This window comes from Bradyrhizobium symbiodeficiens (assembly GCF_002266465.3).
GTDB lineage: Bacteria > Pseudomonadota > Alphaproteobacteria > Rhizobiales > Xanthobacteraceae > Bradyrhizobium > Bradyrhizobium symbiodeficiens.
The window spans coordinates 4,684,517-4,700,546 of sequence record NZ_CP029427.2; the positions used below are offsets into that span (position 1 = coordinate 4,684,517).

15 protein-coding genes are annotated in these 16,030 nt (G+C 64.8%); 9 read left to right on the forward strand and 6 right to left on the reverse strand.

Translation table 11 applies throughout. The features are described 5' to 3' along the window. Positions 1-88 precede the first annotated feature (88 nt). Both CIT39_RS22025 and CIT39_RS22030 read left to right on the forward strand, forming a co-directional pair. Positions 89-595 carry a GNAT family N-acetyltransferase gene (locus tag CIT39_RS22025; RefSeq protein ID WP_094972119.1) on the forward strand — a complete coding sequence of 169 codons (507 nt, stop codon included), beginning with the start codon at positions 89-91 and terminating at the stop codon, positions 593-595. Between the two features lie 117 nt (positions 596-712). Continuing rightward, complete coding sequence (locus tag CIT39_RS22030; RefSeq protein ID WP_094972120.1) at positions 713-1,006, forward strand: hypothetical protein; 294 nt, start codon at positions 713-715, stop codon at positions 1,004-1,006. 76 nt (positions 1,007-1,082) lie between these two features. On the opposite strand, the gene CIT39_RS22035 is transcribed toward CIT39_RS22030, so the two are convergent. After that, positions 1,083-3,053: a DEAD/DEAH box helicase gene (locus CIT39_RS22035; protein ID WP_094972121.1), complete on the reverse strand. Its 1,971-nt coding sequence runs from the start codon at positions 3,051-3,053 to the stop codon at positions 1,083-1,085. 282 nt (positions 3,054-3,335) lie between these two features. Between CIT39_RS22035 and CIT39_RS22040 the strand changes: the two genes are divergently transcribed. Further along, positions 3,336-3,689, forward strand: coding sequence for a cupin domain-containing protein (locus tag CIT39_RS22040; RefSeq protein ID WP_094972122.1), 354 nt, complete (start codon positions 3,336-3,338; stop codon positions 3,687-3,689). A gap of 24 nt (positions 3,690-3,713) precedes the next feature. On the opposite strand, the gene CIT39_RS22045 is transcribed toward CIT39_RS22040, so the two are convergent. The 3 genes from CIT39_RS22045 to CIT39_RS22055 form a co-directional block, all read right to left on the reverse strand. Beyond that, on the reverse strand, positions 3,714-4,139 hold the full coding sequence (locus tag CIT39_RS22045; RefSeq protein ID WP_094972123.1) for a GFA family protein: 426 nt from the start codon (positions 4,137-4,139) through the stop codon (positions 3,714-3,716). Between the two features lie 89 nt (positions 4,140-4,228). Beyond that, positions 4,229-4,741 (reverse strand): hypothetical protein, encoded by a 513-nt coding sequence (locus tag CIT39_RS22050; RefSeq protein WP_094972124.1) that lies wholly within the window; start codon positions 4,739-4,741, stop codon positions 4,229-4,231. Positions 4,742-4,977: 236 nt separating this feature from the next. Then, the gene (locus CIT39_RS22055) at positions 4,978-6,129 is read right to left on the reverse strand and encodes a zinc-binding dehydrogenase (protein ID WP_094972125.1); all 1,152 of its coding nucleotides are present in this window, start codon (positions 6,127-6,129) and stop codon (positions 4,978-4,980) included. A gap of 289 nt (positions 6,130-6,418) precedes the next feature. Here CIT39_RS22055 and CIT39_RS22060 point away from each other — a divergent pair, with 289 nt between their 5' ends. The 4 genes from CIT39_RS22060 (at position 6,419) to CIT39_RS22075 (ending at position 10,469) form a co-directional block, all read left to right on the forward strand. Continuing rightward, the gene (locus CIT39_RS22060) at positions 6,419-7,615 is read left to right on the forward strand and encodes an MFS transporter (protein WP_094972510.1); all 1,197 of its coding nucleotides are present in this window, start codon (positions 6,419-6,421) and stop codon (positions 7,613-7,615) included. A 52-nt stretch (positions 7,616-7,667) separates the two neighbouring features. Beyond that, a complete protein-coding gene (locus CIT39_RS22065) occupies positions 7,668-8,834 on the forward strand; it encodes an MFS transporter (RefSeq protein WP_094972126.1) in 1,167 nt (388 codons plus the stop codon). A gap of 68 nt (positions 8,835-8,902) precedes the next feature. Continuing rightward, complete coding sequence (locus CIT39_RS22070; RefSeq protein ID WP_094895511.1) at positions 8,903-9,514, forward strand: PilZ domain-containing protein; 612 nt, start codon at positions 8,903-8,905, stop codon at positions 9,512-9,514. A 331-nt stretch (positions 9,515-9,845) separates the two neighbouring features. Beyond that, entirely contained in the window at positions 9,846-10,469 is a 624-nt protein-coding gene (locus CIT39_RS22075; RefSeq protein ID WP_162308614.1) for a transglutaminase-like cysteine peptidase, read from the forward strand. A 119-nt stretch (positions 10,470-10,588) separates the two neighbouring features. On the opposite strand, the gene CIT39_RS22080 is transcribed toward CIT39_RS22075, so the two are convergent. Beyond that, entirely contained in the window at positions 10,589-12,334 is a 1,746-nt protein-coding gene (locus CIT39_RS22080) for a CYTH and CHAD domain-containing protein (protein ID WP_094972128.1), read from the reverse strand. A gap of 415 nt (positions 12,335-12,749) precedes the next feature. Beyond that, on the reverse strand, positions 12,750-13,457 hold the full coding sequence (locus tag CIT39_RS22085) for a GntR family transcriptional regulator (RefSeq protein WP_094972129.1): 708 nt from the start codon (positions 13,455-13,457) through the stop codon (positions 12,750-12,752). 253 nt (positions 13,458-13,710) lie between these two features. On the opposite strand from CIT39_RS22085, the gene CIT39_RS22090 reads away from it, so the two are divergent. Both CIT39_RS22090 and CIT39_RS22095 read left to right on the forward strand, forming a co-directional pair. Continuing rightward, positions 13,711-14,697 (forward strand): ABC transporter ATP-binding protein, encoded by a 987-nt coding sequence (locus CIT39_RS22090; protein ID WP_094972130.1) that lies wholly within the window; start codon positions 13,711-13,713, stop codon positions 14,695-14,697. A gap of 42 nt (positions 14,698-14,739) precedes the next feature. After that, a complete protein-coding gene (locus tag CIT39_RS22095) occupies positions 14,740-16,029 on the forward strand; it encodes an ABC transporter substrate-binding protein (protein WP_162308615.1) in 1,290 nt (429 codons plus the stop codon). Position 16,030: the final 1 nt, after the last annotated feature.

The window sequence follows — 16,030 nt, forward strand, 5'->3', positions numbered from 1 at the left end:
ACGCCGCACGCGGTCCGGTATTCCTGACAGCGCGGCAAAGATATTTTTCGCTGCGCGCGACGACGAGGTGGAATAAACTGGGATCGACATGAGCAAGCCGCATTGGCGTCCCGCGCACGCATCCGACCTGCCCGCGATCAGCGCGATCGCGGCGCGGATTCATCCAGATCTTCCCGAAAGCCCTGAGGTGCTCGCCGAGAAGATGCGGCTCTATCCGGACGGATGTCGCCTGCTCGTCGTCGGCGACGAGATCGCCGGCTATGGGCTTTCGCATCCCTGGAAGCAGCACCGGATCCCGCCGCTCGACGGCTTGCTCGAACGACTGCCCGAGGATGCGGATTGTCTCTACATCCATGACGTTGCCGTGTTGGCCGAATCTCGCGGCGGAGTTCTGCGCGCTTATATCGCTGACATCGAGCAGCTCGCGCGCGCGTCAGGCCTCGCGACACTCGCATTGGTTTCGGTCTACGCTACCCAGCCGTTGTGGCAGCGTCTCGGCTTTCGGCCCGTCACGGCGGATGCGGACCTGCGCGCAAAGCTCGCATCCTACGGCGAGGGCGCGACCTACATGCTGCGCGACCTCGCTGCGACGTAACGTCCCCTCCCGCCTCACGCGGGCGTGAACCGCAGCCTCGAACCGGGTCGGATCAGCTCCCGTCGAAGGTGTGTGCGAGCCCTTCCGGTCTCGCCGAACCGAGGCTGGAGACGATCCATGAAGCTCACATTGCCGAAACTTGCTTTCGTCGCGTGCGTTGCGACGGCCGCGTTCACCGCGACCAGCGCGAACGCAGCGCAATACCGCACCTATGGCTGCGACACCGCCTTCTTCGAAGGCTGCGGCATCGTGGCCGAGACGCCGCCCGCACGTGTCAGAATCCCCCCCACCGTCATCCATCATGACACCTCGCCCACCTACATGAAGCAGACCGACCCGCGCTATAGCTCGTCCATGCGTGATGGCGGCGGAGGTGGCGGCGGAGGAGGTGGCGGCGGTGGCGGCCGCTGAGCCCGCCTGACTTTTCAGATGATGTCGCCGGTGCAATCCGGCGGCATCATTGTCGCCTGCGCTGAACGGCGCCGATTCAGCCGCGATTCTTCTTCTTCGGCTTCTTTCCGGAAGCACCCTTCGCGGACCACGGCATGACCGACGGCTCCGCGTGACCCGGCTTGTTCTTGTGCTTCTTCTTGCCGAAAGACGACGGAGCCTCGTCGAATTTCGGCCCGCGCTCGCTGTGAGGCTTGCTGCGCGGCTTGAACTCACTCTTGTCGCGCGGACGATCGTCGCGACGTTCACGATGATCGCTGTCGCGGCTCTCGCGCCGGGGCGCGTGGGACCGCTCCTCCGCAGGCGCCTGTTGCTGCGGCGCGCCCGCCATCGGCTCGAGGCGGATATTGTCTTCCTTGTCCGGACGCTTGATCTTGACGGCGAAGGACTCCGCGACCCGCTCGGATATCTCGAACTCGGTCGTGGTGTCCATGATCTTGATGGCGCCGATATCGCCCTTGTCGATGCCGCCACGACGGCAAATCATCGGCAGCAGCCAGCGCGCTTCCGCATTCTTGCGTCGTCCGATGTTGGCGCGGAACCAGACGGTGGCCTCTCCCATGCCGTGACGGGCTGAGGATTTGCCTGGTTTCGATCGCGGCCCCGCTGGGCGATCGTCGCCGCGTGAGCTGTGGCCATCGTCGCGCGGCGTGCGAACATTGTCGCGACCGCGATCGTCACGCGGCCGGCCAGCTCGCTCGCCGGGATCGAGGATGTCTTCGGGCGATGGTAGCCGCGCGCGATAGAGCCGCGCCAGCGCGGCGGCGATGTCCTCGGCCGACCGCTCGGCCAGCAACGCCTGGGCCAGCACCAGATCGTCCGCCGTGGTCTCTTCGGTGAACAGCACGTCCTTCATGCGCTCATGGTCGAGCTTGCGGATTTCGTCCGCCTGCGGCGCCGTGCCCCAGTCGGCGTCGACCCCTGCGAGATTGAGCAGCAGCTCCGCGCGCCGGCGACGGGCGGGCACGACGATCAGGACGCTTGTCCCCTTGCGACCCGCGCGCCCGGTGCGGCCCGAGCGATGCTGCATGACCTCGGCGTCGTTGGGCAGGTCGGCGTGAATGACGAGGTCGAGGCTCGGCAGGTCGATGCCGCGGGCGGCAACGTCGGTCGCGACGCAGACGCGGGCGCGTCCGTCGCGCAGCGACTGCAGCGCCATGGTGCGCTCGTTCTGCGTCAATTCCCCCGACAGGGCGACCACGGAGAAGCCGCGCTCCAGCAGCGCCGCCTGCAAATGCCTGACGTGATCGCGCGTACTGCAAAACACCAGCGCGCTCGGCGCCTCGTAGAAGCGCAGCACGTTGACGACGGCGTGTTCGACATCGCCGGGGGCGACCCGGATGGCGCGGTACTCGATGTCGGCATGACCGCCTTCGTCGCCGGCGACTTCGATCCGGAACGCCTGCTGCTGATATTGCTTGGCGAGCGCAACGATGCCGCGCGGGAACGTCGCCGAGAACAGCAGGGTGCGGCGCGTCTCCGGGGTGGTCTTGAGGATGAATTCCATGTCCTCGCGAAAACCGAGATTGAGCATCTCGTCGGCCTCGTCGAGCACGACGACCTTCAATTCCGAGATGTCGAGGCGGTTACGCCGCAGATGATCGCACAACCGGCCGGGCGTACCGACGACGATGTGGGCGCCAGCCGCAAGCTCGCGCTGCTCGCGTCGCGGATCCATGCCGCCGACGCAGGAGACGACCCGCGCCTCCGCATGCTGGTAGATCCAGGAGAGCTCGCGCTGAACCTGCATCGCGAGCTCGCGGGTCGGCGCCACGATCAGGGCGAGCGGCGCGGCCGCCCGCCCGAACCGCTCGGCATCGCCGAGCAGGTCCCTGGCCATGGCGAGGCCATAAGCGAGGGTCTTGCCGGAGCCAGTCTGGGCCGAAACCAGGAGGTCGCGGCCGGCAGCTTCGTCCGCGAGCACGGCGAGCTGAACGGGGGTCGGTGAATCGTAATTCCGCTCGGCCAAAGCGCGGGCGAGCGGCGGGGTGAGGGCCGGAAAAGACACGGGATGGAGAACCTTGGTTAATTCAGGCGCGCAAGCGGTGAACCGAGGGGCCTGAGCTGCGTGCGCGGCAATCGGCCCGGCCGCACGCTGATTTGATCTGGGCGCTCTTTACGCCAAGTGCCCGGAAATCACCATGCCTATGATGCATGGCTTGGCCAAGAGAACCGCGCCCTGGAGGTTGCAGAGGACTTTTACGGCTACCTTGAACGGTTAATGGACATGGTCTTGCCGCACCGGCCGTCCGATACCAAATCGTTTCTCACAAGAGACAACGGGGGAAACATGGCCGACAAGATATCGCTTGCCGACAAGCTCGCAACCTTTGAGGACCTCTGGTCGCCGCGCACGGTCACGACCTTCAACGATTGCGACGTGATGGTAGTGAAGGTGAAAGGCGAGTTCACCTGGCACAAGCACGACGACACCGACGATTTCTTTCTGGTCCTGAAAGGCAATCTGGACATCGAATTGCGGGACCGCACGGTGAGGCTTGGTCCAGGCGAACTCTACGTCGTGCCCAAAGGTGTCGAGCATCGTCCCGTGGCGCGCGAAGAGGTCCATCTCCTGCTCATCGAGCCGACCGGCACGCCGAACACGGGCGACAAGGCCACCGCGGCGGCGCGCAAGCTGGCATAGGAGATGTATCGCGGGCGCACAGCTTTAGTCGGCCGGGATGAAGCGAAGCGTACCTGCCTGACGCGTCGGCTTGCCGGTGTCATTGGTGTGATTGACGCCGTCCATGACGGGCACTTCAGCGAAATCGAACGGGCTTACCCCATCTAGGCAGGCGACATTGATGGCATAGGAGGATTGGTCGGACCGGCGCTGGTGGTGGGTGTAGATTCCACAACGGGAGCAGAAGAAGTGCTGCGCCGATCCGGTGTGGAAGCGGTACGTCGTCAGCACGTCCTCGCCCCGCAGAAACCTGATCCCGCCCATCGCCGCCATGGCAACGACGGCGCCTCGCATTCGGCAATAGGAGCAGGTGCAGCGGCGGATCGACTCGAAGCCGTCGCTGAGTGTCACCTCAAATCGCACCGCGCCACAATGGCACTGGCCGGCCCGAACGTTCGCGTCACTCGTCATGGTCCCTGTGTTCCCTGATCCAGATCATGCCGCACTGGACTGTCTTAGCGAGGATCGCGCGCGATGTAAGAAGAATTCGCGCGACCTCTTCAGTCCCGGGAGGTCGCCAGTCGGCTGAAACCGTTGACCAGCCTTGCTCTTGCCCGCGCAACACTGTCCCTCACCGCGCGGCTCACGGCCCGGGCGGCGCGCCAGGCGTCCGTCTCCTGCAGCCACGCCTTCGCCGCGGCGTATTTTCCGTAACCCCAGGCGAAGGCGGGAATGCGCATCAGCTTGTCGCGCGTGAGATGAAAGAGGCGCTCGACCAGCACCAGCTTGAGCAACTCCCCGACGATGAACGTCACCGCGCCGCTCATGACCTGACCTGTTGCCGTGAGGTACGCGGCAGCCGGCTTAACCGGCTCCAGAATGATGACGGGCACCAAGAACAATGCGAGCGAGGCATATGGAGAAAGTGATTTGATCCAGGCGCTCAAACGCTTGAATTCAACATGCCGCCCGATCCAGCGCGCGACCGGCGCCGCCACGGCCATAAAGACCGCATCCACCAGGAAGTAGATCGCAGCCAGGATATAGGTGACTGGTTTCAGGATTCGCTTCACGGCATCTCTCCCAGGGAGTGAAAGCCGGAACCTGGACCTAAGTTTCACCTCCGCGTGGATAGTTCGCGGCAGCCGAGGGGAACTTTTTGCGGATCGGCTTTTTCAAACCTCGGCATAGTCTGTTCGCTTGTCATCGTGTCCTTCATTCCAGACTGGCTTGTAGCCCGCATGGAGCAAAGCGGAATGCGGAATCGGTCTCTCCGGATTACGCTGCGCTCCATCCGGGCTCCAAGATGTCACTCCACCAGTTCCGGCCACGGCACGATGGTCGACTTCACCGTCTTCATCGCCATGGCGTCCTTCACGGCCTGCGCGACGCCCTCTTCCGTGAACGGATAGATCGTCTGCATCTTCAGCCAGGGATATTTGTCGCGGGTGCGATAGAGCATGTCGACGCCGAGCGGGAGGTCGTTGCCGGTGAAGCCCCAGGAGCCCAGCACGTTGAGATCCTTGGTGCAGATGCGATGCCAGGACGTCTCGATCGAGCCGGCGTCGGTGAACTGGCCCATCTCGACATAGGTGCCGCCGTCACGCAGCATCTCGATGCCTTCGGGGCCGGCGGTGGGGTGCCCCGAACAATCCATCACGAGATCCGCGCCGAAGCCGCCGACGATCTCGCGGACGCGCGCGATGCGTCCCTCGGGCGATTTGATCTCCTCGATGTTCACGGTCGCCTCCGCGCCGAACTCGCGCGCAAGCTTGAGCCGCGGCTCCTCGGGGGCACCGACGCAAATCACGCGCCCTGCCCCCATCTCCCTGGCAGCCGCGACCGCCAGAATGCCGATCGGGCCCGAGCCCTGGATCACCACCGTATCGCCCCAGGTGAAACCGCCCGCCCGCGTGGCGCGGTTGAAGGCGCGGATGCAGGAGGTCAGCGGCTCGGACAGTGCCCCTAACCGCAGCGACATGTCGTCGGGCAATTTGTAGATCTTGGTGCCCGGCAGCATCTCGAGATCGACATAGACAAATTCGGCCCAGCCGCCCCACATGTGCGGCGCCTTGTCGAAGCCGAGATAGCGGCCGTAATAGACCGGCGTCAGGCATTTGTTGGCGGTTTGCGGATAATGGATGCAGTAATAGCAGCGGCCGCAGGGCATCAGCGGCGGGATCATCACTTTCGAGCCGACCTCGAGCGGCTTGCTCATGAAGTCCTCGGTCAACTCCTCGCCGCACTCGACGATGACACCGCCGATCTCGTGGCCGAGCGTGAACGGCCAGGGCAGCGGCTTCGGCCAGTGTCCCTTCAGGATATGCAAATCGGTGCCGCAGACGCCACAAGCGCCGACCTTGATCAGCGCGGCCTTCTTGCCGACCTTCGGCCACGGCACGGTGCGGATGACGGGCTCCGAGCCCGGCCCTGCATGGGTGCAGACGCGAATGGATTCCATGGATGTTTCCTCGATGCCCGTCTGTTCTGATTGATGGTGCGGGCGTGAGGTGAAGCGTATGTGAGATGTGCGTTCGTGCCAAGATGCAGGAATTCGTAGCCCGCATGAGCGAAGCGATATGCGGGAGACAGCGGCCCCGGATATCGCTGCGCTCATCCGGGCTACGGGACACACACCCAAATGTCTTGAGCACCGACCAGCGAACGTGTAAGGCGCCAAGGTTCCATCAGGTGCCCCCTTGAATCCCCTTCCCCAAAATCCCGCCGCGGCGACCGGCTCGTTCGCGGCGATGAAGTCGAGGCCGTACCGGCTCCAGTTCGGCTCTTACGTGCTGGCGATGATGGCCGACAACATCGAGCATGTGATCAGCTATTGGGTGGTGTTCCAGAAATTCCATTCGCCGGCGCTGGCGGGCTTTGCGGTGCTGTCGCACTGGCTGCCGTTCCTGCTGTTCTCGGTCGCGGTCGGCGGGCTTGCCGACCGGTTCGACCCGCGCCGCATCATCCAGTGCGGCATGCTGCTGTTCATCGTGGCATCGAGCGGATGGGGCTTCTTCTTCCTCACCGACACGATCCAGATGTGGCACGCGATGCTGCTGCTGGTGATCCACGGCTGCGCCGGTGTGCTCTGGCAAACCCCGAACCAGTTGCTGCTCTACGATCTCGTCGGCCCCGCCGACCTGCCGAGCGCGGTGCGGCTGAATGCGATGGCGCGCTATCTCGGCATCCTGGTCGGACCTGCGGTGGGCGGAATCATCATGCTGACGCTCGGCACCTCGCACGGAATCATCTTCAACACGCTGTTCTATCTGCCGATGCTGCTCTGGCTGTTCTGGGCGCCGGTGCGCGACAATAGCGTGGCGGTGCGGCGCTTCGCGGTGCGCGGCCTTGCCGACATCGTGCTGACCATCCGCGCCATCGGCACCCAGCCGACCCTGACGGCGATGACATGGCTTGCCGGCCTCACCTCCTTCATGATCGGCAATGCCTACCATGCCCAGATGCCGGGCTTCGCCGGCGATCTCGGCCATGGCGATCCCGGCGTCTCCTACAGCGTGCTGCTCGCGGCCGATGCGGCCGGCGCGGTGCTCGCCGCCATCGCGCTGGAATCCTGGGGACGGCTCAAGGGCACGCCGCGCACCGCGATTCTGCTTGCGATGCTCTGGAGCGTGGCGCTGCTCGGCTTTGCCACGGTGCGGATCTATCCGATGGCGATCGTGCTGCTGTTCTGTGCCGGCTTCTTCGAGCTTTCGTTCAACACCATGGCGCAGGCGCTGGTGCAACTGAATGCGCCGCACGACATTCGCGGCCGCGTCGTCGGCCTTTATAATATGGCGGGGCTCGGCATGCGGGCGTTCAGCGGCATCACCGTCGGGGTAGCAGGCGCGGCGATCGGCATTCACTGGTCGCTGGGGCTGTCGGCCGCGGTGCTGCTGGCGCTGCTGGTCCTGCTCTATGGTCAGGCGACGAGAAAGGCAGCCGGTTGACTCTCGCCCCTGCCCACCGCACCTTTGACACGGGGCCTGGGGAGATCACGCGTTGCGCAATCGCTGGGGCATTCTTGCGATCCTGTTCGTTGTTCGCCTTACCATTGCGTTCCAGTTCCAGAGCGTGGCCGCGGTGGCGCCGCTGCTGCAACAGACCTTCGGCGTCGGGCTCGCCGACATCGGCATCCTGATCGGACTCTATTTCACGCCCGGCGTCGTGCTGGCGCTGCCGGGCGGCGCGATCGGGCGAAGGCTCGGTGATAAATCCACGACCATTGCGGCACTGCTGCTGATGACGGCAGGCAGCCTCGTCATGGCCGCCACCGATATCTGGGGCTTGCAGATGGCAGGCCGGCTCGTCTCCGGCGCCGGCGGCGTGCTCCTGACGGTGCAACTCACCAAAATGGGCGCCGATTGGTTCGCCGGAAAGGAGATCGCAACCGCGATGGCGATCTTCGTCAATTCCTGGCCGGCCGGCGTTGCGATCTCGCTGCTGGTGCTGCCGGCGATCGGCACCGCGTACGGCGCAGGCGCCGTGTTCCTGACCACGGGCGCGCTGAGCGCAATCGGCATCGTGCTGATCATGTTCTATCAGCCGCCGCAGGCGGCGACAGCCAGCGCGGCCGGCTCCGGCCGGCTCGATCCCCTCGCGCTGCTGGCGGTGATCGTCGCGGGCGCGATCTGGGGCCTCTATAATGTCGGCTTCGCCATGATCTTCTCGTTCGGCCCCTCGCTGCTCGTCGAGCGCGGCTGGAGCATTGCGGCGGCGGGCTCGGCGATCAGCCTCGTGATGTGGCTGTCGGTGATCTCGGTGCCGTCAGGCGGATTTCTCGCCGATCGCACCAAGCACCCCTTTGTCGTGGCAATCGCGGCGAGCCTCGTGGTGGCCGGCCTGCTCGCCTGGCTGACCCGGTCCGATGCCGTGGTCGCGATCCTCGTCCTGGTCGGCCTGATCGGCGGCCTGCCCGCCGGCCCGATCATGAGCCTGGCCGCCCGTGTGCTCGGGCCGGAGACACGAGCGATCGGGATGGGCGTGTTCTACACCCTGTTCTATGCCGCGATGATGCTGGGGCCGGCCGTGGCGGGGCGGCTTGCCAAATCGGCCGGGACCGCGGCGGTCGCGCTCGACCTCGGCGCGTTGACAGTGTTGGCCTGCCCGCCGCTGATGTGGCTTTTCGAACGCATCGTGTCTGTGCGTTACCGCCGCGCCCAATCCTAACGCGGCATTAACCCTATGCACCTTAGGGTCGTCCCGGACTCCGCCAGGCGGGGGGTCGGGTTGTGAAAATGGCGTTGGCGAACAAAAAATTTCTTCCGGCCGCCGAAGAGCGTCGGCGTTTCCAGCGGGTGAAAGTGCACCTGCTCGGCCGCTACATGCTGCCGGACCGCCGTGAATTTCCCTGCCAGGTGATCAACATGTCGCCGGGCGGCCTCGCGCTGCTCGCGCCCGGCATCGGCAATGTCGGCGACCGCGTCGTCGCCTATCTCGACCATATCGGCCGCGTCGAGGGCAAGATCACCCGCATCATCGACAATGGCTTTGCCATGACGGTCGGTGCGACGCCCAGGAAGCGCGACAAGCTCGCGGCACAGCTGACCTGGCTAGCCAACCGCGACATCCTCAATCTGCCGGAGGACCGCCGCCACGACCGTATCGTGCCGCGCAACCCGATCGCGGTGCTGACGCTCGAGGACGGCACCAAGATGACCTGCCGCATCATCGACCTTTCCTTGTCCGGCGCGGCCATCGCCGCGGAGAACCGGCCGCCGCTGAAATCGACGGTTCTGCTCGGCCGGGTCCAGGGCCGCGTGGTCCGAAACCTCGAAGACGGCTTCGCGCTGGAGTTCGTCCACGCGCAGCCGATCGAGACTCTCGAAGAGAGCGTTACCGCGCGGTAAAGCGCTGCCACGCCAAATCCCCTGTATTCCCAGCCCTGAAGGCGGCCTCCGCAATGCGGACGCCGCCTTTTTCGTGCGTGATGACGGGTCCCGCGCCGGTTAACGCGCGGCCCGTTTGCGCGTGGAAAGTGCGGTTCCGCCGACGTTTCCGCGTTAATCGATAAAACTTGAATCAATTGCAGTTGTTTCAAATTTTATGAGAATTTGATTCAAGTATAGATCGAATTCGCCGCGCCTTTTACTTGTATTCGTCTCGACTTGACTTGGCTGACTTAGCGGCAACGCAAAAGCTCCATGCGAAATGTGGTCCCAACAAGAAACGGGGGCCGCAATGTTTGATTTCAAGGGACAGGGGAAAGGGCTGGCGCTGGCTGCCATGCTCTTCGGGATCAGCGCGGCAGCGCAGGCCGGCGAAAGCCGTCTGCTCTACGCGAGCCTCGGCGACACCACGCGTGCGCCGATCGGCTGGGTCGAGTTCTGTGCGGACAATACCGCTCAGTGCCAGGGCGCGCCGACGCAGCCGCGCGACATCGTGATGTCGCAGGCCGCATGGCGCGACCTCGTCAAGGTCAATCGCTGGGTCAACGAGACCGTCAAGCCTTTGACCGACCAGGAGCACTGGGGCGTGATCGAAAAATGGTCGCTGCCATCAGACGGTTACGGCGACTGCGAAGACTACGTGTTGTTGAAGCGCAAGATGCTGATCGATGCCGGATGGCCGCGCCAAGCCCTCCTGATCACCGTCGTGCGCGACAAGAAGGGCGAAGGACACGCGGTGCTGACGGTGAAGACCGACAAGGGCGAGTTCGTTCTCGACAATCAGAACGAGAACGTCGTTGCCTGGACGGAGACCGGTTACCGCTTCGTCAAGCGCCAGTCGCAGAGCGATCCCAACGTCTGGGTCTCGCTGGGCGATACCAAGCCGGCGGTCTCCACCGCCAGCGCGAGAGATTAAGAACGAGACAAGGAGTTACGCGACCCGGTCACATCCCCACCCCTCCCCGTCCCAGACCGGTTCGCGCGCGCCCAGCCATCCCCCAATGGCTGGGCGCAACTTTTTTGAGGGGTCTTCGATCAGCCCTGTGACGACCAGGGCACGCGCGCGGCGGTGAAATCGCGCCAGGTACCTTGCAAGGCCGGCCTGACGCCGATCGATGCACGCGCCTGCCAGCCGGCGATCGCGGCGGCGGCGATGGCGCCGTCGGGCGCGGCTCCGAGCCCGTCCAGCAGCGAAGCCGTGACCGCCATGTCGTTGAAGGCGCCGAGCTCCTCCTGCAAACCGGCGAGCCTGCGGGCGAATTTCCTCGCGGACTTGCGATCGGCAAACAGCGGCAGCAGGAACTCGCTGAGATAGCGCAGCCGCTTGGTCGCGAGCCGCACCCGGTGCAGCTCTTCCATCGTGAGCGACTTGAAGCGGCGGCCGCGCTTGAGCACCTTGGCGTACTGCTCCGAGAGAATGCGCTGCGCGAAATTGACGGCGGGCTCGGCGAGCCGGCCGAGATCTTCGGCGGCGACGTCGTTGCGCCAGCCCCGTGTCTCGATCCAGTTGCCCAGACCGATCAGGAACATGGCGCAGCGGCGGTCGTCGAGCGCGTGATGCGCCTTGCGATAGGCGTCGGACTGGCGCTCGGCCGCAGCCCGGCCGAGCGCATCGAACCCGGCGATGGAAGGGCATGCCTTCGCGATCGTCGGCAAGGTCTCCAGCTGGAACACATCCCAGTCGCGTGCGGCGGACAGGTCTTGCGCCAACCAGCGCGCCTCGGATCGCAGTGCGTCGAGATTGCTGAGCGCGCCAACCGAGCGCATCAGGTCGAGCGCCGATCGGATCCGGCGCAGCGCGACGCGCAGCTGATGCACGCCTTCCGGATTGCGCCCGTCCTCGGCCGCCGGCAGCGACTGAAGCAGATGCAGGAAGCAGGAGCGCAGGATCGTCGCGAACGCCTCGTCGAGCGTCACTGACGGGTCGAGGCGAAGTTTTCGCGGGCGTCGCGCCGCCGGTGGCGTGCCGGCGGCAAGGTCGAAGCCGCGCGCCGATTTGCTGCGGATGGACGGCTTCACCGCGCCGTGCTCGGCCAGCCGCAACGCGACCTCGTAGATCGCGCTGGCGCTGCCGCTCTTGAGCTCCAGCTCGATCTCGCTCACCGGCAGCGATCGATCACTTGCCGTCAGCACGCCACGGTCGAAGGCGATCTCGACCGTGCCGGACGGCAGATCGATCATCCGCGCGTGGCGGTGAACGTCGGCTGTGAAGACGGCTTCGAGCGGCCGCGCTTCGAGATGGCTGCGAAGCTTCTCCGGAATGAAAGGCATCGCCAGGGCGAGATCGGGCGCCAGCGAGGCCACGCTCGCCTCCCACTCGCCGCGGCGCAGCGGATCGTCCGCCGCCTCGGTCTTCACGGTCTGCACGAAGCGCGCGCCGCTCTGGCGAACGCGCAGGCTCAGGCCGTTGCGCCGAAGCATCCGCTCGGGCGTATCATAGTAGACGGATCTGAGATGTTTTCGCGAGCCCTTGTTGCGCGCATTGGCCGCGACGACGGGTGCGGCATTGAAATGCGCGATGCGATCGGCGTCGACCAGCAGCTTGAGCTCGATTTCATGGGGATGCGCGGCAACGCTCGACTGCGGCGGCTCCGGCGCGGGCGGGGCATCTTGCGATGGCGTCTGATCACTCACGGCGCCCTCGACGATCGCAGGTTCGGCCGGTTCAATCTGCCTGAGGAAGCCGGCGGCGACTTTCGTCCTCTTGTTGTCCTTCGGGACAGCATTCCCGTCCGGCGCGCTCGGAGTTTTGCGAGCCGGTGTTGCGTCTGATTTCAGCATTTGCGGTAACATGACAGTTCAATGACAGAGCGGCAGCATATAGCCGGTCAGGCCCGCAAGGAATAGTCACGTTATGTCGCGCCGCGTGATCATCGACTGTCATAATCCGCGGCAATGTTGCGAACTACATTACTGCAGGGATTCGCGGGCGATCGAATTGATGGCGAATCTCGTCGTTCTCGAAACCGAGATGAACGCGTTCGCGAGCTTGACTCATGCTGGCCGAGAAATTCTTTCTGGTTCTGGAGACGCTTAGAAGCCACGCGTCCGATGAAAGACCGGCGATTGTGACAAGCGCTGCGCCGCCGCCTGCCGTCCCTGCGATCGCAACTGCCTTGCATTGCAAGAAACCGGTTCCCGACGAGCCGGAATAGAAGCAATCCAGCCTGGACGATCGGTATTTAGTGCTGCGCGCTCAGGCGCCCAGCACGTCCGCGAGCCGCAGCTCGTCGGCGGCGGGATCCTTCAGGAACAGCTCGGCCTCGATCTCCTGCAGATGCGACAGCATCTCACGGCGCGCGGCCTGCTTGTCGCGCTTGCGGATCGCGGCGACGATGCCGGCGTGGTGGTCAGTGCCGCAGGCCGGCGTGTCGTGACGGCGGTACAGCAGGATGATGAGCGAGGAGCGCGCGATCAGCTCCTTGAGGAAGCCGAGATAGATGCTGTGGCCGCTCATCTCGGCGACGAGCTTGTGAAACTCACCGGACAACCGAACCGAGGCGCGCGCGTCGCCGCGCAGCTCCGCCTCGCGCTCCTCACCGAGGTGTTGCTGGAGACGATCGAGCCAGGCCGGCGACATCGCTTCGATGGCGTGATCGACGATGGTCGGCTCGATCAGGCGTCGCGCCTCGAACACTTCGCGGGCATCGGCGGGCGTGGGACGCGCGACGAAGGCGCCGCGGTTCTTCTCGATGTTGACGATGCCCTCATGCGCGAGCTGCTGCAGCGCAGTGCGGACCAGCGTGCGGCTCGCGCCATAGATCTCGCCGATCTCGTCCTCGCCGAGCTTGGTACCCGGCAGCAGGCGGTGCTCGAGGATCGCGGCGGTCACGCCCTCCCGGATGCGGCTGACGCGATCGCTGGCGTCTGGCGCGTCGGATTTGGGGCGGGGCTTGGCGGCCATGGCTGCAGGGGCTCGATCGACGACGTTCGCCTCGGATGTTAGTCGACCAGCTGTATCCAATCACAGGCGAAACTTTATACAATCGTCGCCCGCTTTGTGTGCAGGCGTCTGCGCGCAGGTTTGACGGCCGGGATGCGCCGGATTCGATCTAACGATCTGACTCCGCTGCACAGTTTTGAGAAATCGGCAGACCGAAGGCGGTTGGCACGGACCTTGCGGAGAGAGCGGCAGCACCGCCTTCCTCGGACACGCCATGGCCACTCCCGCCGCTCTCGAACTGGTCGCCGTCACCAAGCGCTACGACACCACGCTGGCGGTCGACACCGTCAATCTGAAGATCCCGGCCGGCACCTATTGCTGCCTGCTCGGCCCGTCCGGCTGCGGCAAAACCTCGACGCTGCGGATGATCGCGGGCCACGAAGCGGTCAGCGAGGGCGACATCATCCTGGGCGCGCAGAACGTCACCGACCTTCCGCCGGCCGAGCGCGGTACCGCGATGATGTTCCAGTCCTACGCGCTGTTTCCGCATCTGAGCGTGATCGACAACGTCGCCTTTGCCCTCAAGATGCGCGGCATCGACAAGCCGACGCGCCACAAGCGCGCCGGCGAATTGCTGGAGCTGGTGGCGATGAGCCAGTATGCGGGCCGCCTCCCGGCACAGCTCTCTGGCGGCCAGCAGCAGCGCGTCGCGCTCGCCCGCGCGCTGATCACCGAGCCGCAGATCCTGCTGCTCGACGAGCCGCTCTCCGCGCTCGATCCGTTCCTGCGCGTCAAGATGCGCGGCGAGTTGAAGCGCCTGCAGCGCGAGCTCGGCATCAGCTTCATCCAGGTCACCCACGGCCAGGAAGAGGCGATGGCGCTCGCCGACCACATCGTGGTGATGAACCACGGCAAGATCGAGCAGCAGGGCACGGCCCGCGACATCTTTCACCGTCCCCGCACCGAATTCGTGGCGCGCTTCATCGGCGGCCACAACGTGCTCAGCGACGCCGGCAAGTTGATCGCCGTGCGCGCCGATCAGCTCGGCATCGCGCCGTTCACTGACGGCGCGTTCGGCGCGCCGGCGCTGCTGACCCAGACCGAGTACCAGGGCTCCTACATCGCCGTCTCGCTGACGCTCGACGACGGGACCGCCCTGTTCTCCCACGTTCCCGAAGCCGCTTTCGACGTCCACCCGTTCCGTCCGGGCGATCGCGTGCTGGCCACCTGGGATCCCGCCAAGGCGCAACGTCTGCAATAGCGCCGATCGATCACTGGAATGCGCAACAGAGGAGTGACTGACATGAGCAAGACCACTGGCACGAAGGGCGTCAGCCGCCGTACGCTGCTCAAGGGCACCGCAGGTCTCGCCGGCCTTGCCGCCGGCTCCGGCGCCATCACCGGTTTTCCCTATGTGAAGTCGGCCGACGCGAAGGTGCTACGCTATCTCGGCACTGCCGTGAACGAGGGCGACGACATCTCCAAGCAGTGCCTGAAGGACACCGGAATCAAGATCGAATACATCACCGCGACCACCGACGACGTCACCAAGCGCGTGATGACCCAGCCGAACTCCTTCGACGTGCTGGACACCGAATATTTCTCGCTGAAGAAGATCGTGCCGTCGGGCAACATCCTTGCGCTCGACGCCAGGAAGATCAAGGAATTCGACAACATCACGCCGGTCTTCACCAAGGGCGAGACGCCCGGCGGCAAGAAGATCGGCGGCCAGGGCACCGCGCCCTGGAAGGTGCTCTATCTCGAGGGCAAAGACTCCAAGAAGTTCGCGACGTCGGCGACCGAATTCGTCACGCTGATTCCGACCGTCTACAACGCCGACACGCTCGGCATCCGTCCCGACCTGATCAAGCGCCCGATCAGCTCGTGGTCCGAACTGCTCAACCCCGAGTTCAAGGGCAAGGCCTCGATCCTCAACATCCCCTCGATCGGCATCATGGATGCCGCGATGGTCGTGGAAGCCTCCGGCAAGTACAAATATGCCGACAAGGGCAACATGACCAAGGAAGAGATCGATCTCACCATGAAGGTGATGACCGAAGCCAAGAAGGCCGGCCAGTTCCGCGCGTTCTGGAAGGACTTCAACGAGAGCGTCAATCTGATGGCATCAGGTGAGACCGTGATCCAATCGATGTGGTCGCCGGCGGTGACCAAGGTGCGCTCGATGGGCATCCCCTGCACTTTCCAGCCGTTGAAAGAAGGCTACCGCTCCTGGGCCTCGGGCTTCTGCGTCTCCAAGGGCGTCTCGGGCGCGAAGCTCGAATGGGCCTACGAGTTCGTCAACTGGTTTCTATCAGGCTATGCCGGCGCCTATCTCAACCGCCAGGGCTACTACTCCGCGGTGCTCTCCACCGCGAAGGCGCATATGGAGCCCTATGAGTGGGCATACTGGATGGAAGGCAAGCCGGCCGAGAAGGACATCAAGGCGCCCGACGGCTCGCTGCTGGAGAAGGCCGGCGCCGTGCGCGACGGCGGCTCCTACGAGGACCGCATGGGCGGCGTCGCCTGCTGGAACGCGGTGATGGACGAGAACGACTACATGGTCCGCAAGTGGAACGAGTTCATCGCAGCGTAAT